Origin of the sequence: Pseudomonas sp. PDM31 (assembly GCF_019218965.1) — a bacterium.
Lineage (GTDB): Bacteria > Pseudomonadota > Gammaproteobacteria > Pseudomonadales > Pseudomonadaceae > Aquipseudomonas.
Map to the genome: position 1 here is coordinate 178,678 of NZ_JAHUWS010000004.1, position 16,250 is coordinate 194,927.

Consider the following 16,250-nt stretch of genomic DNA (forward strand, 5'->3'; position numbering starts at 1 on the left):
AGATTAGCGTTAGTCACTCACATAGCGGTCTCGGCCTTGTTGTTTGGCCTGGTAAAGCAAAAGGTCGGCACGGATAAGCATGGCCTGAATGTTGTCTTCAGGCCCACGCCAAGCTGTGCCACCTATGCTACAGGTGACGCCAATAGGTGTTCCGGCATAGTCCAGCGTCGAGTCGCGCAGGATCTGCAACAAGCGCTCGGCCATCGTATGTGCGCCCGTCAAATCGGTATTTGGGAGCAGGATGAGGAACTCTTCCCCACCGATGCGGGCGACCAGGTCATGTTGGCGTACGGCTTGGTTAAGCAGCTGGGCAAAAAACTTCAGCACCTCATCCCCGCCGTCATGGCCGTAGGTATCATTGACCCGTTTGAAGTGGTCGATATCCAGCAGAAATATGCACAACGAACTGGGCGTACGCTGGGCCCTGGCCAATTCCGCCTCTGCCAGTGCCATCGCCTCCCGTCGGTTGTACAGCCCGGTAAGAAAGTCGCGGGTCGCCGCTCGATGCTGTATCCCGTAGGCGTCAATCAATTTCCCCGACAGCCAAATGATCGACAGCACACTGGCAAGCATGCCAACCAGCATCGACAACCCGAGACCATTCCAGCTCAGGAACAGTGACAGGAAACTCGGTGTCAGGATTTCACTATAGAACTGCAGGTGTAGGGCATGTTGTGGGTCCTCTATGTCTCGGACAAAACGCTCCTGGCCTTGCTCCTCTGAAATGTGTGTCGTGGGCCAGTTGGCGGCTGTGGCAGGTAGCAGGTCTGCCTTGTCGCCGGTGAAACGAATGTCGACATACAAGGGGGGGTTATGGCCGTGGCTCACGGCGACATGCACGACAAGCGCATCGACAAACGCCGGCCCGATCGCCGAACGCGGCGGCAGCGGTAACGGCTGTAACCGAGTCTGTGTTTCCCGTATCACTGCGTTACGCCCGCTGCAGCTGTAGCCTAGAAGTTGTCGACTGGTCATCTGAATGCCGCCCTTCGTCAGGCGCATTTGTGGTGCCAGCGGACTGGGCAAAGCCGCAACTTGATTTATGGGTACTCGCGATGTGTACTGAGTCAGCTCTTCGATACCTTCAGTCTGGGTCTCTGTAGCGCGCTGCTGCTCGGCAATGGACTGGTCTGGCAGACACCCGGTCGGTAGGGGATTTGCCCGAAGCAGTGATAGTTGCAGTTCATGGGTCGCCAGCTGGCGTACCAGAGTGTCATAGCCCCAGCTGCTTCGATGAGCCAGCAATGCTTGCTGCCCCTCCAATAGCAGAGCGCGCTGACGGTGATAGCGGTCGGCCACCCCGATAACGGCGATAACGATCAAGATTGCCCCTATAATCCAGCTGCCAACCTTTACGGCGCGCGCAGACTCGATTACCCACCTCATGATAGCCTCTCCAAAATGGCATTTGGGGAAACCTGTCTTGCGCTCCTGTTACCAAGCATCTGACCTCCTGCTCTCGCCAATGGGCTCGTTGGTTGCAGCATAGGCAGAGCGCAGGGCTCTCACTGCAAATTATTGTCCTTTGGCTGTACCCAACGACAACACGCAATAGATGAATCAACTGACGAACCACTTGGCCGGTTACAGTTCAGGCAGGCCTCACCATGCCGGGAGCGGGTCGACGATGTATTGGCGAAACTCTATAAGGTGATCCAGTTGGTGCAGGACCTCAGCAGTGAGATTCGATCACCGACTATTTCCGCGTAACAGGCATCCGACTCCCGGAATTTGACGACCAGTGACCGACCGTTTGTGGACGGTAGAATTCAACCTGATGTGACAGGGCAACTTTGGGTCGTTTTCTGCCGACCACAACAGACAGAAAACGGCCAGGAGCAGTCATTCGAGATATGTCCTCTAAGCAGATGCCCCCTACCTGCCCCAAGTTTTTTGGTTACGTATCACTTTGAGTTATTCCGGCAAAGTGCAACGAAAAACACATTTCCTAAGCCCTGAATTCAAGACTCGTCCGTCCCATTTTGTCTTGTTTATATGTAGCACCTGAGGTGCACCTAAAAAACACTTCGATGGGGACATGACAACGCCCCCTGATAGCGTCGCCCCAATGAGTGAGTCACCCGAAAATTTCCCAGCACGACAATAAAAAAATCGCAATCGTGGGCGAGCTCAGAAGCAGCAGTGACTGGGTGTTCTGCTGGTTTCTTGGGGGCTCCAGGCTTTCGGGCTGTACGGGGCTTTGGTTTGGCTGCTTGAACATCCGCGCCCTTGGTGGCCGGTTTCTTGGCTGCCATTGGGGGATTCCTTACGCTGGGGAGGAGGAATATTGGGGCTGTCCATCATTGCAGCCGAGGTCGCGGCCAAGCTTCCGCCGGTACCATTCGAGGAGCTGCTTTGGATCGAGGAAAACGTGGCGGTCTGATCGAAAATGCCGTCCTCGTCCAGGGAGACGTCAGGCGACCCCTTTGCTGCTTTTTCAGTACTTACTAGGGGGGGATTTACCGGCGCCGGATTATCCGTCTGCGGTGGAACTGGGATTTCATTGACGACGTAGGCGAGGCGGGAGAACTTACCGCTATCATTTCGGGCCTGGTCTGTTACCAGGTAACCGACCGTTTCGAGCTCATTGAGAATTACCCGAACCGCGTCGCAGCTTGAGTGCTGGTGCCCTCAGCCCGAAAGCTGATTTGTTTGAATTGTTCATGCGTTACCCAGCGTCCACGGCTTTCGCGGGAAAAAAGAGTGAGGAGGCATCATTTCATCAGGCACGGATCTATTGCTTGATGTGAGGATGACTGGCAATAAAGGCCAACGCGACCAGATCACTTGAGCCAATTCCAGTCCATCCATACTGCCCGGCATGCAGATAGGCGCCCTTGTCGTTTGTGCTGGACACGTTCAGTGATCTCCCGCGCTTTCCGTCCTTGCCCCTAGGCCTCTTGCCGAGTTTGGCTCGGGGAAACCTCTCGACTACTCTTCTGTCATTAGCCGTCCCTGCACCCCGTTCGTAGGCATTGCTTATAACCCTGTTTCAGGCTTCGATCTCTGGGCGTATTTTTATTTTGCCCTGGGAGTGAGGCGCGACTTTTTCTCTAAAAAGACAAGCACTTGCTTTGCTGGTATAAGAATTGGACAGACGTATTGTCCCTAGTGCGACCAGCTTATGAATCACTTGCCGTTTCAGCTGAGCTCTTCAAATGCATGGATGTGGGTGGGTAAATTAGCTCCGCCGCAGACATTACTCGAGTCTGTTCCTCGTACGGCTCTACTAGAGGCCCTGCGTGCGCATGCCCATGTGCCATTGACGCTGCTGATATCCCCGCCAGGTTTTGGCAAGACTACTTTGCTGATGCAATGGCGCGAATCGCTGCTAAGGCAACCAAGCGCACCTACCGTAGCTTGGTTGTCACTGGATGAGGCTGATGGCGAAGCTAACCGATTTCTGGCCTATTTGATAATGGCCTTGGAAACAGCCGGGCTTGAACTGAAGAGCCTGAGCACGCTCGCGGCAAATCAGACGCTAGACATATACCCGCAAAAAACCATTACCTCTTTGCTACAAGAGCTAGCAGGTGATGGACGATGTTCGGTCCTGATAATCGATGACTATCATCTGGTAGCCGGAGGGCCGGTTGACGAGATTTTGCAAACCCTCCTAGAACGAGGCAGCCAGTGGTTACACTTGGTGATCGCCAGCCGCAGCCGACCGGACTGGTCACTTGCAAAGCTGAAGACCCGGGGGCTAGTTCATGAAATCTCTACGGGGGAGTTAGTGCTGTCATTGGACGAATCCCAAAACCTGTTAGGTGGGGGGGGCGTCCAATTGGCGGATATGGCACGTGTGCATGAAAAAACCGAGGGCTGGGCGGTGGCGGTGCAATTAGCCAAACTCTGGCTAGTGGGAGGGTCAGGCTCGTTGTATGGGCTGCAATCCTTTTCAGGAAGCGTGGGCGACGTAGCGGAATACCTAGCCGAGCAGATTTTTAAAGAATTATCCGAAGAGTGCCGTGAGTTTCTCATCGAGACGTCACCGTTGGAGCGTTTTAATGCCGATCTGGCCAACACCGTTCGCGGTCGTAGCGACAGTGCGGCATTACTCGCTCAACTCGTGCATGTAGAGGCCCTGCTAATCCCTCTGGATGCCCAACGACGCTGGTTCCGCTACCACGCTTTGTTAACAGAGTTTCTAAGACCGCGCCTAGAGGCCGATCTGGCCGCGCGCATTCACCGCGCAGCAGCACTTTGGCTGGCCGAACGAACCGACTGGGTGCTAGCCGTCTCTCACGCCATGAGTGCTCAAGACATCCCACTTGCCGTCAAACTGATTGTTGATGCTGGCGGATGGGAATTAGTCCTGCGCAAAGGTATTCGTTATACCCAAAGTCTGCTCAAGCAATTTGACGGCCCGACTCGGCGTAGTGAACCTGATCTGTTGTTAGTTGAGGCCTACCTTCACGCCAAATTGGGCGACTTTGAATTGTCTGCGCAATTGCTGAGTCTTGCGCAGGTGGCAGTTTGCGGTGATCCACGCTTGGAACGGGACTTCACGGTTATTCGAGCACTGTCACAGGCGTATTTTGATCAATTTGAAAACATAAATGGAGAGATAACTCAGATTATTGATCAAGGACCAGGTCACGCTCATGAAGTATTGGGAATGGCTACGTTGCAATGTGTAAGTGCTCTCGCCGCGCTGGCCCAAGGACGTCTGAATGATGCACTCGACTTCTCACGCAAGGCGCGAGTTCGGATGCGGCTTGTGACAAGTCACCTTGGTGAAAATTTTTGTCTGATTCACGAGGCGCAAGCCTTGGCCTTAGGCGGAAAAATCGTCAATTCACGAGCGGTTGTCGATGAAGCACTGGTCATGGCAGAGGAAAATTTCGGCAGTGAGAGCTCATTGAAAGCCGTCGTCGGATGCTTTAAGGCTCAGCATTTGTATTGGCAGGGTTCATGGGTTGAAGCTCAGCCATGGATACAGGAGGGCTGGGATTCGTTGGAACATATTGACGGTTGGCTCGACGTTTTTGCTGCTACTGCCGAGGTTTCGTGGCGCACCCTCATGCGTACCCACGGCTTGCAGCCAGCGCTGTCGTTATTGGAAAAAGTTGAACAGCTTGCGAAGGAACGGCGCCTATTCAGACTCTCCCGGTTGGTTGTTCTTTGGCGGGTGGACCTACTCGCCCAGTGCGGCCAAGTGACCCAAGCTCGTCAACAAGCGCTGGCGATTGGGCTGGATAGCCAGTCGGATACACAAGACTGGCGTTGCCGCGAAGCTGCTGGGTTGGCATTCGCTAGACTGCAATTGGCAGTTGGCGCATCGGCGTCAGCATGCGCACGCTTGAAGCAAGACGCTGAAGCTTTGATGAACATGGGGTTGCTTTTGCCTGTTTGGCGTATCCGTCTGATGGAAGTACTCGCAGGGCATAAATCCCAAGGCGAGTTCAGCACAGAGGATGTAAAGCACGCTTTGGGGCCAATCCTGCAAAATGATTTGACTGGTCTACTTCTTGAGATCGGTCCCGGATTACTGCCGGTATTAGAACAAATTCCAGAGCCTTTTGCGGGTATGGCAATGGTTATGACACGCTTGCGTGGTTGGCGAGCTCATCCAGTGCGCGCACGGGCGCAATTCAGTGGCAAGGAGCTGCAAGTACTAGAACTTTTGGCTGACGGCCAATCGAACAAAGCCATCGCCATGGCATTAGGTGTCTCTGAAAATACTGTGAAATTCCACCTCAAGCAGATCTTTCGCAAGCTCTCGGTAGAGAGTCGCTCTGCCGCCATCAGCGCAGCGTTACGCGATGGTCTACTGGATCCTCGCCAGTAAAACCACCCTTCTACCCATCCGGGTAGTTGCCTATGTAGCCCGCCCCGAAACTACCCTTCGAACTCATTGAAGCCCCCCTGCGTGGGCAATATAACTTTCCTTGCCAGCAACCATCGCATCGCCGGACCGTGACACGGCCAATGAAGCGATGTCTCGTTGCGAATAAAAATAATCTTGCGAGGAAACGTGCTGTGGATATCAACGGCAAGACCGTACGGGTAGCTACCGACATCGGTGGTACCTTCACTGACCTGGTCTACTTCGAGTCCGATCCGGTCACCGGAAAACAAACCATTCGAACTGCGAAGTCCGACACCACGCCGCCGAATTTCGAGCAAGGCATTCTCAATGTGCTGCGCAAGGCCGAGGTGCGCCTTGAAGATGTCGACTTCCTCGCCCACGGCACGACAGTAGTCATCAATGCTCTGACCGAGCGTCGGGGCGTCCGTACCGGACTCATTACTACGACAGGCTTTCGCGACATTCTTGAAATCGCCCGAGCCAATCGTCCAGATTATTTCAATCTGCAATGGGTTAAACCGACTCCCTTTGTTCCACGGCATTTGCGTCGAGAAGTGGGGGGGCGGATTCACATGGATGGGCAGGAGCGCGAGTCTCTTAATCTGACCGGCGTTGAGCAAATCATCGACGATTTCCGCAGCGAGGGCATCGAGGCAATAGCAATTTGCCTATTAAACTCTTACGCCAACCCTGTTCACGAGCTAGCCGTTCTGGCCGAGGTTCGCCGGCTGTGGCCGGAGGTATCGGTGGTGGCCTCGCATCAGATCACTCGCGAATGGCGTGAGTACGAGCGCACCAGTACTAGTGTGTTATCGGCCTATGTTCAGCCTATCGCAGCTCGTTATCTTTCCAATCTGGAAACGGCTTTGCGCGTCGGTGGCTACAAAGCCCCCTTATATGTAATGCAGTCGAATTGTGGTGTCGATAGCGTTGCTCACGCCAGAGAGATACCTATCACGATGGTGGAGTCGGGACCAGCCAGTGGTTTTTGGGCTGCGGCTGAGCTGGGAAGGCTGATCGACGAACCGAATCTTTTAGGGTTAGACATCGGCGGTACCACAGCTAAATGTTCGCTAATTCAGAACGGCCAAGTGTCTATCAAGACAGACTACTGGATCGAACGAGATCAGGTCAGTGCGGGTTACCCGATCATGGTTCCGGTAGTGGACCTAGTGGAAATTGGCAACGGTGGTGGCTCCATTGCCTGGGTCGATGAGTTTGACAAGCTGCATGTCGGCCCGCAGTCAGCAGGCGCTCTTCCAGGCCCGGCTGCTTACGGCAATGGCGGTAATCACGTAACCACAACTGACGCAAACCTGGCTCTTGGCAGAATCAACAAGGATTACTTCTGCGGCGGGGCAATGAACGCCGATATGGCTGCTGTAGAACGTACGCTGGGCGAACTGAGCGTGCGTATGGATTTGCCGAGCGAAGAAATTGCTCGCGGCATTGTGCGAATTGCCAATGACAACATGGTTAACGCACTGAAACTGGTTTCTCTGAGCCGAGGCCATGATCCGCGGGACTTCACACTTATCGCCTTTGGTGGTGGGGGTGCAATGCACGCTGTAGCGCTGGGGCAGGAACTGGGGGTGAAAAAAGTCATCATCCCGCGCGGTGCCTCGGTATTTTCCGCATGGGGCATGACGATGTCGGACTTGCGCCGCGACTTGTTCGTCAATCGTTTTATCGAAACCTATCGCGAGGGGGCTGTTCAGGAGGCACAAGGGTTCCTCGACGATCTAGTAGCCTCCGCTCGCGATCAGTTTACTGCTGAGGACATAGATCCGGAAAAGGTAGAACTGACCGTTTACTGCAAGCTGCGTTACCAGAATCAGGAACACTCGGTTGAAGTGCCATTACAACTCAACGAGCGAATCGCTGAGCATTGGGCACAGATTGCGACGCGCTTCCACGAAATGTATGAGCAGAAATATACATATCGTCTTGATGCCCCTCTGGAAATAGTTGGCTTTCATCTGATGGCGGTCGCCCAGATCGGCAAACTTGATCTTGAAGATCTGCCAGTGACCGGTGCCACGTTGGAAGGGGCCTTAAAGGGCCATCGTCTAGTCGACTATGCCTTGGAAGGTATTCACGAAGCGGCCATCTACGACTACGCGCAGCTCGAGCCCCATATGACGTTTAAAGGTCCGGCCATCATCGAGGACTCCGGGACGACAGTAGTCGTGCATCCAAGCAATGTGGTGCAGGTGGACCGTCTAGGTAACCTTCATATCACCCAACTGTCGACTGGCGGAGCGCAGTGATGAACAGAATTGATATTTTCACACTGGAAATTGTGCAGAACTCCCTTCAGGCAATCGCCGACGAAATGTTTGAAGCGATGCGCAAGGCGGCAATGAGCCCAGTGATTTATGAAGTACTGGACATGGGCACGGGTATCACCGACGCCCAAGGTGAGATTGCCAGCTCAGGGGCAGGAATCCCCGCTTTTGTCGGTGTTTTGGACAAGGCTGTAAAGCAAATATTGGTACATCACCCACTTCCTGGAGAGATTGAAGAGGGTGATGTGTTTATCACCAATGACCCACACAGCGGTGGCGTGACACACCTTAACGACGTGGTGTTGGCAATGCCTGTATTCGCCGAAGGGCGGTTAGTGGCCTGGACTGCCAACATTGCACATTGGAACGACGTTGGCGGGATGGTGCCGGGATCATTGTCGACTGATGCTACCGAGATTTTTCAGGAAGGCCTGCGTCTGGCGTCGGTCAAACTAATTTCTCGAGGTCAGCCGATACGCTCGGTATTGCAGATTCTACGTGCCAATACACGTATGCCTGACTTTATGGAAGGCGACATGTGGGCTGGGATTTCGGCAGTACGTAGCGGTGCCACGCGCATCCGTGAACTGACCGAAAAGTACGGTGCGGATCTTTTTCTTGCTGCCATGGAAGACTTCATGGATTTAGGGGAAAAAGTATCACTCAAAGCGTTGCAGGATTCTCCCTGTGGTCAATTTGACATTGAGGAGCCACAAGACGACGGGCAAGTCTTCAAGGTGTCGGTACACATCAGCAAAACCCAGATGATCATCGACTTGCGCGATAACCCGGCCCAATGCCAGGGGCCAACCAACCTAAGCCGCGACGGCGCTGTAGTTGCAGCACAGATGGCGTTCAAATCTGTGACGGCGCCACAAGGCGTTACCAACGGTGGAACCTTCCGACCGCTCCAAGTACTTACGACCCCGGGCACCCTGTTCGATGCACAGGTGCCTGCCGCCGAAGGTTTCTATTTCGAAAACCTGATTCGCGTTCATGACTTGATATTGCGTTGCCTGGCCAGCCACTTTCCTGAGCGAGTGCCTGCAGGGAATTTTGCTTCAGTCTGCGCCACCATCATTGGAGGTCTGCACCCAGACACCGGGCGCGTTTTTACCCTAGTAGAGCCTGAGATCGGAGGCTGGGGTGGCGAGAAAGGCCGTGATGGTAACAACGCAATGTACTCAGGGCTTCATGGTGAGACCTACAACTGCCCCGTCGAGGTTTGTGAAGCTCGCTACGGCTTGTACGTGGAACGGGTGGAATTGAACGATGAGCCCGGCGGCCATGGTAAGTATCGCGGTGGGCGCGGCCTGTGCATCGACTATCGGGTTCGCAGCGATGCAAGCTTCCTGACTTGCGGTTACACCCGTTCGACTATCCCACCGTGGGGTATGAGCGGTGGCTCTGATGGTACGCCAAACTATGTCACGGTCATACGCACCACCGGTGAGCATGAACGCTACGCCATGGCCAGCAGTATCGTCCTGAATGCAGGAGACTTGGTGCGCATCCGTACCGGGGCTGGTGGCGGGTATGGTAATCCGGCCGAGCGTGATCCCGCTGCCGTGCTAGACGACGTGAAAAATGGCTATTTGGATGCCGCCACTGCCGAATCGGTTTACGGCATCCGGGTCTGACAATCGCGCGATAGTGGAGGCAACAGCATGTTCGAAGCGATTACGTACCAACGCCGCCGGCAGGCCTTACGCGAACACCTAGGCTCGGGCATCGTGTTGCTCCCTGGCAACGAAGATTCGCCAATTAACTTTGCGCATAACACCTATCCATTTCGACAAGATGCAACGTTCAGCTATTTTTTCGGAATTGATCGGCCATCGTTAGTTGGCATCATCGACCTTGATAGTGGAACGGCATCGATCTTTGCCGATGATATCAGCTTGGATGATGCTATATGGCTGGGCAACGACTTGTCGTTGTCTGAATTATGCGAAGCTGGGTCGGGTGTTTCTCTGCGTCCATCAGTGTTGGCGCCTCGCTGTCTGGAAGTAGCATGGAAACATGGCCGTAAGGTCCATTTTCTACCGCCATATCGTGGCGAAACTGCTCTTTTGCTATCGCGCTTAACTTCCATTGCCCCTAAGTTGCTCGCGTCAAAAGCGTCTGACAAATTAATTCGAGCAGTGGTTGCCTTGCGAGAAATCAAGGAGCCCTGCGAGATTGAGCAAATCACCCGTGCTATGCGGGTCGCCGATCAGATGCATCGGGTGGCAATGGCTACGACCCGTCCTGGTGTATTGGAGCGGGAAGTAGTTGCCCGAATGCGCGAGGTGCTGGGGCGAGAAGGGCTGCAAGAGGCTTATCAGCCGATATTTAGCCGTCGAGGCGAGATCTTGCACAATTTGAAGCACGACTCACGCCTTGAATTGGGTGATTTGGTAGTGAACGACGCTGGTGCTTCGAGTTCAATGGGCTATGCCAGTGATGTGACCCGTACATTGCCCGTAGGTGGACGTTTTCTACCTCACCAAGCTGAACTTTATAAATTGCTGGTTAGGGTTCAAGAGAGCGCTATCGAGAGCCTCTATCCAGGCATTTGCTATATCGACGTACACCGTGAGGCATCCCTGCAACTGGTGGAAGGTATGACCGAATTGGGTTTCTTCCACGGCAATCCTGCAGACGTTGTTGAAAGCGGTGCGTACGCGCTTTGTTTCCCACACGGACTAGGTCATCAACTTGGTTTGGATGTGCATGACATGGAGTCCTTGGGCGAAGACTTAGTTGGATACGATGAAAAGGTTTCGCGTAGCCAACAGTTTGGACTAGGCAATTTGCGACTGGGCAAGAGCCTTAAATCGGGCATGGTGATGACCGTCGAGCCCGGGATTTATTTTATCCCTGACCTGATTCGGCGCTGGCAAGCAGAGGGGCGTCATACAGATTTCATCCAATACGAACGCTTTTTGGACTACGAGAGATTTGGTGGTATGCGGGTGGAAGACGTTATTTTACTCGGAGATAAATCGGCAAGCATTCTCGGGCCAAACATTCCAAAGCAGTTATATGAGGTTGAAGAGGCTATGTCCTGATCTGTCTCAAGCTCAACAAAACTGTATAAAACAACAATAACTAAGAGATATACATCATGAAGTCATATAAACCTTCGCGTTTTGGAGGGCCGGTATTGCTCGGCCTGAGTTTGAGTATCAGTGCGACTGTGCAAGCAGATCAGTTTATCGGTTTCGGACAGCCAGGCGTTCCAGGTTCTTTCGCGTTGGAGTCCTTCCCGGTTTACAATCGAACTTCACAGGGCGACGATCGTGCTGGCGCGAACACCGTACTGGCCTATTTCTCGGAAACGGGGTTTACCGGTACTACGCGCGACCAGATAGAAGTTTGGGGGGGCGCGATTGCAGGTTACGCCGATACCAATGGTGCTAAAGACTCTAATGAGTGGGGTTTCGCCTCACCGAACATTGGTCTTGAGTACTACTACAATGTCATAGAGCCGAAATCCACTGCCACTTATGCATCGCCAGATTATTTTACCTTCTGGACAAGTCCGACGCTGATGGTTGAGTTCCCTAATGGTAATGACGATGCCGTTGGTTTTGGCGCCGGCTCCAACCGCTATGCTGTCAACTTTAGCATTAACAACTATGTGCAGTATGGTAAGTTCGCTGCGACATTTACCCCGGTAGGGGTCTATTACGCCGCACGCAATCGCAACGAAACTGATTTTGGAAATGGTACCTCTGAACGTCTGCGTGGAGGTGTCAGCTATTGGTTTGCTGATATTGCCGCCGGTTACCTGGTTACAAATGATCTCTGGCTTGGCGTGCATCACGTCTACAACTTGAATAACAGATCATCGACAGATTTTGAGGAGTCGCGCGAGGGTAAAATCGGGCCGTCTATGACGTACACAGGCTTCGCCAAGCAGGGAGTTTATATTTCGGCCAATTTGAACTTCGACTATTACCACACCGACAACATTCCATACTCTAACTCGTTCACTATGGCTCTTGTGAAGAGCTTCTAATTTCTGCCTTTGCGAAGGAAGTTTTTATATGTCTCAGAGTACTTTTGCCACCGAGCCGCAAGATGTTCCTGTTTCATTGTGCTGGTTAAACCCAATTGGAAGCCCAGCCTTTGACGAACCTATTGCGCAGTTATTGCGTTCGATAAAACTGCCTTCAACTCAAGTTGAGGTTGTGTCATTCGACATGCAGCCCAGCCCGTCGCATTTAGAGTATCGCTGTTACGAAGCAATGATTTATGAACGCAGCGTGCGCGTAGCCAGAGACTGTGCTCAACGAGGCTTAGACGGATTGGTACTGGGATGTTTCTACGATCCGGCGTTGGAGGATGCACGGGAAATTTCAGGAGAGATGATTGTTGTTGGGCCGTGCCAAGCGAGCTTGCAAGTTGTCGCAAATCTGGCCAACCGATTCTCGATTATCGTAGGACGGAATAAGTGGATGGAACAAATGGGGTCTCGGGTGAAAGCCTGCGGGGCGGGTGATCGACTAGCCTCGATGCGCTCGCTCAACATGGGAGTAGATGAGTTCCAGCGTGATCATGCACTGACCCGTAGTCGCATTATTGAGCAGGCGCGTCGTGCAGTCGAAGAGGACGGTGCGGAAGCAATAATCCTGGGTTGCACCATTGAATTCGGTTTTTTCGAACAAGTGCAGGCAGAGATTGGTGTACCTGTCATTGATCCCGTGGTGGCTGCGTTCAAAGTTGCTGAGGCAGCGGCAGGCATGAAACGCCGGTTTGGCTGGTCACCTAGTCGTGTAGGTAGCTGTGAGCCCCCACCGGAGGCCGAAATCAAAGCATTCGGTTTGTTTCAAGGGCCGGCACCAATCGGTAATTGCGTAAAGGCTTAAATCACTTGTTTGCGCACATGCCAACGATTCACGGCAGCGCCTTTAATCAGGATTATCTTCTATGAGCCATTCACCGACTGCGGTAGTCGACCGCCCCACAGAACCTTCCGGGAAATCCAAATACTGGATGCAAGTAGGGGAGGTCTTCGAAAACTTCCCCTTGACTCGTGAGCATCTTAAAAGCTGCCTGGCACTTTTTTTTGTGTTCGCCATTGAGGCCTGGGAGATGATGATTATCGTCTACACCGCGCCTTTGATCAGTCAGGATTTTCAACTTGATGCCGTGTCTCAGGGAAACCTCATAGGGGCAATGTTCATCGGCATGCTTGTAGGGGCTTTGGGCTGGGGTAAGATTTCTGATCGCTATGGCAGAAAACGTGCAATCGCATATAGCTTGCTTGGGTATGGTCTCTTTTCGCTAGCTAGTGCGTTTGCCCCAAATTATCCAGTTTTCTACGTGTTGCGCTTTCTTTCAGGTATGGCGGCAGTGGGGATGATGATCGTCACATTTGCCCATTTTGAAGAGCTGCTGCCAGTGCGTTATCGCGGGCCCTGCACAGTTTATTTGGCGTCCGGTTGGCCAATCGGTATGTTGCTAGCATTGGGAGTTTCTGCATCCCTTATGCCCTACGGTTGGCGCACAGTCATTGCATTGAGCTCGTTTGGGGGATTATGGGCCATTGTCATTGCCCTTTGGGTGCAGGAGTCGCCCTATTGGCTAGCATCGGTGGGACGACAGGAAGAAGCGCGCAAAGTCCTGGCAAAATTAAGCCGAGGGGCGGTGCAGCTGCCTCGTGAGTGCGAGCTTGTGGTGGATCAGACGCACCAGGGTAAACATCGCGAGCTATTCTCCCGTGACATGCGGAGAATCAGCTATCTACAGATCGCCGTAAACTTTACTTTTTCATGGGGCTATTGGGGGCTGCAAACCTGGCTTCCTACGTTGCTCCAGCAGCGTGGCCTGAGCTTGCCACAGAGCTATAGTTTTATAGCATGGTCGGCAATTTGCATGATACCGGGTTACATGGTTGCGTCTTACTTGACCGGTCGTCTGGGGCGCAAAAAAGTTCTTATCGGCTTTATTGGCGCTGCGGTCGTGGCAGGTTACGGTTTTGCCAATAGCCAATCCATGGAAATGCTTTACCTAAGTAATTTTGCGTTGGCATTTTTTAGTCTTGGCGCTTGGGGAGTATGGGGTACCTGGGTCTGTGAGCTCTACCCGACGTCCCTGCGTACCTTGGGGTACAGTTGGGCCGCTTTGGCGCAACGCATTGCTAACGTGATTGCACCAACGCTGATCGGAATGTTGGTGGCGTATGGTTCTTCGTTCAATGTGACAACAACTATCATAAATATGTTTATGGTGGCGACATTATTTCTAGTGGCATTTATCCCTGAAACCGAAGGCAAGCCACTGCATTAAAGGCAACAAGCATCCGATGAGTCCTGGTGGGTGGAAAATCCACCAGGACTTTGGTTGTAGTCGATCTGACTCTTCTCAAGTTGTGATATTGCCAATTCTGCAGGTTCGCGTTTAATTTTAAGTAAACATCACACAAGTACTCAAATGATGGAGCCAGTCATGTCTATTGCGGGGGTGTGGAGGAACGAATACGGTTCGACCATGATTCTTACCACTGTCGGGAACACTATTACAGGGACATATAAATCTTCTACGGGGTCAACTGGGGAATACAGAGTTTCAGGCTATCAAGTAGGAAGAGATGCAACAGTGGACGTGGGTCAGCCGATTGCACTAGCAATCGAATGGCATTCTGTTGTTGGTGGCCCGTCCGATCCTAGTTGGAATTGGACTTCAGGCTTGAGCGGACAGATCAGCATTTTTGATGGTGAGGAAGTATTGGTTCTCTCTCACATGATGATAGCCTCCACTGATTTTCCAGATTTAAGCACGACTGGCAACTATATTGACAAATTGACCTATCGTAGGGCTCTAGCGCCGGACCATTCTGCTCGCAAGGTTGATACCGAAAAGTACATGCCAATTGTCGACCCTTTGAACGGTAAATGGATTTCAGTTGGAGGCTCAATATTGAACTTAAGTGTAAAGACTGACATTGAAAATAAAATTGGCTATGTTACTGGTAGTATGAATTCTTCGGATGGCAGTTTTGAGATTGTCGGATTTACCGATATTAATGCGTGGAGTGACGCCCTGAGTTTGCAGTCCATTGCAATTTGTGTGGCCAAACCCTCTGTGACAGAAGTGTTTTCGTTATCCGGCACTCTGAACCTTACGACCCGTAGACTACAATTGGTGAGCATGAACAGCCTCGCCACGGCGTCGAAAAACAGCTACGCGCAAACCCGTATTTCCTCTATGAGTTTTCGGCATTCACTCTCTTTTTGAGTACTGATCGCTTCTGATCCAGAGTGTGTAAAAACGCTCATTGCCACAGCACTCAGCACCAGTTGATCGTTATGCACGAGGTGGCAAACGTTGATTCCGGCCGCGATCCACTCTTCTAAATGGTCAAGCAGTTTTTTTAGAAAATTGCATCAGACACGCTGTTGGTAGTGGCTGTGCCACTACACACTCATGCTCCAAACACCTGCTATGGGCCGATTTCTACCCGTCGCCACCGTCAGCTTTGGGTCCAGGCTGTGTGAAAACGCATTCACCGTTTTGAAGTCTGCATTGCTACGTAAAATCTATAGGCATTTGGTTAGAAAAGCAGGCCTGAAATCTGCGTAGGAACACAATTTTCGTTACGGTTTTGACTGGAAAACACGCTCGAAAACGTTTTCACCCAGCCTGGGCCGTTTCCGCCCTTCGCGACAGGCAAAAAGCGGCCAATCTCTACCTGTCATGAAGGGCAGCAATGGGTCGTGCAGGTCATGTTTGCTAAGGGCCGGGCGGATCAAATCCGGCGCAGATGGCTGGTTAGGTCGAATGCAAATGGGTGGTCAAGTCAGTGTAATTGCCTTGGCGTCAGCGGATCTGGAGAAGTGACTGTAGCCAGCGGCGAGTTCAGCTAGTCTTCCCGCGCCAGTTACTCAAGGACGATACCCATGTCAGATTACTCTGAAGCCAACATAGCCACAGCAGACGCACTCACACTGCTCCTACACAACCAGCACGCCATATGTGCGGCCATTGAGGAGGTGACCAAGTGGCTTTCTGAGAATGGAGTGGGGAGCGTTGCCGGTAACGCAATTGCGGCCATGGAAACGCTGGACCGGAATGCTCAAGACATCACAGGCGCCATCACGCGACTTCGCCAGTTATAGGTATGCCTTAGCTGCTACGCGCACATTCAAATTTATTTGTCC

The 16,250-nt window shown here is 52.6% G+C and carries 10 protein-coding genes; 9 read left to right on the forward strand and 1 reads right to left on the reverse strand.

Annotated elements, in window-relative coordinates:
* Nucleotides 1–9: 9 nt before the first annotated feature.
* Entirely contained in the window at nucleotides 10–1,386 is a 1,377-nt protein-coding gene (locus tag KW839_RS09670; RefSeq protein ID WP_218424185.1) for a GGDEF domain-containing protein, read from the reverse strand.
* Nucleotides 1,387–3,124: 1,738 nt separating this feature from the next.
* On the opposite strand from KW839_RS09670, the gene KW839_RS09675 reads away from it, so the two are divergent.
* From KW839_RS09675 to KW839_RS27610, 9 genes are all read left to right on the forward strand, one after another.
* Entirely contained in the window at nucleotides 3,125–5,791 is a 2,667-nt protein-coding gene (locus tag KW839_RS09675) for a LuxR C-terminal-related transcriptional regulator (RefSeq protein ID WP_218424186.1), read from the forward strand.
* Nucleotides 5,792–5,982: 191 nt separating this feature from the next.
* Nucleotides 5,983–8,082 carry a hydantoinase/oxoprolinase family protein gene (locus KW839_RS09680; protein ID WP_218424187.1) on the forward strand — a complete coding sequence of 700 codons (2,100 nt, stop codon included), beginning with the start codon at nucleotides 5,983–5,985 and terminating at the stop codon, nucleotides 8,080–8,082.
* A complete protein-coding gene (locus tag KW839_RS09685) occupies nucleotides 8,082–9,740 on the forward strand; it encodes a hydantoinase B/oxoprolinase family protein (RefSeq protein WP_218424188.1) in 1,659 nt (552 codons plus the stop codon). Before KW839_RS09680 ends, KW839_RS09685 begins: the two co-directional genes overlap by 1 nt.
* A 27-nt stretch (nucleotides 9,741–9,767) precedes the next feature.
* Nucleotides 9,768–11,153, forward strand: coding sequence for an aminopeptidase P family protein (locus tag KW839_RS09690; RefSeq protein ID WP_218424189.1), 1,386 nt, complete (start codon nucleotides 9,768–9,770; stop codon nucleotides 11,151–11,153).
* A gap of 56 nt (nucleotides 11,154–11,209) precedes the next feature.
* Nucleotides 11,210–12,106: a hypothetical protein gene (locus KW839_RS09695; RefSeq protein ID WP_218424190.1), complete on the forward strand. Its 897-nt coding sequence runs from the start codon at nucleotides 11,210–11,212 to the stop codon at nucleotides 12,104–12,106.
* 28 nt (nucleotides 12,107–12,134) lie between these two features.
* Entirely contained in the window at nucleotides 12,135–12,956 is an 822-nt protein-coding gene (locus KW839_RS09700) for an aspartate/glutamate racemase family protein (protein WP_218424191.1), read from the forward strand.
* Between the two features lie 61 nt (nucleotides 12,957–13,017).
* Nucleotides 13,018–14,379 carry an MFS transporter gene (locus KW839_RS09705; protein WP_218424192.1) on the forward strand — a complete coding sequence of 454 codons (1,362 nt, stop codon included), beginning with the start codon at nucleotides 13,018–13,020 and terminating at the stop codon, nucleotides 14,377–14,379.
* Between the two features lie 159 nt (nucleotides 14,380–14,538).
* The gene (locus KW839_RS09710; RefSeq protein ID WP_218424193.1) at nucleotides 14,539–15,327 is read left to right on the forward strand and encodes an avidin/streptavidin family protein; all 789 of its coding nucleotides are present in this window, start codon (nucleotides 14,539–14,541) and stop codon (nucleotides 15,325–15,327) included.
* Between the two features lie 662 nt (nucleotides 15,328–15,989).
* A complete protein-coding gene (locus KW839_RS27610; RefSeq protein ID WP_256352595.1) occupies nucleotides 15,990–16,208 on the forward strand; it encodes a hypothetical protein in 219 nt (72 codons plus the stop codon).
* Nucleotides 16,209–16,250: the final 42 nt, after the last annotated feature.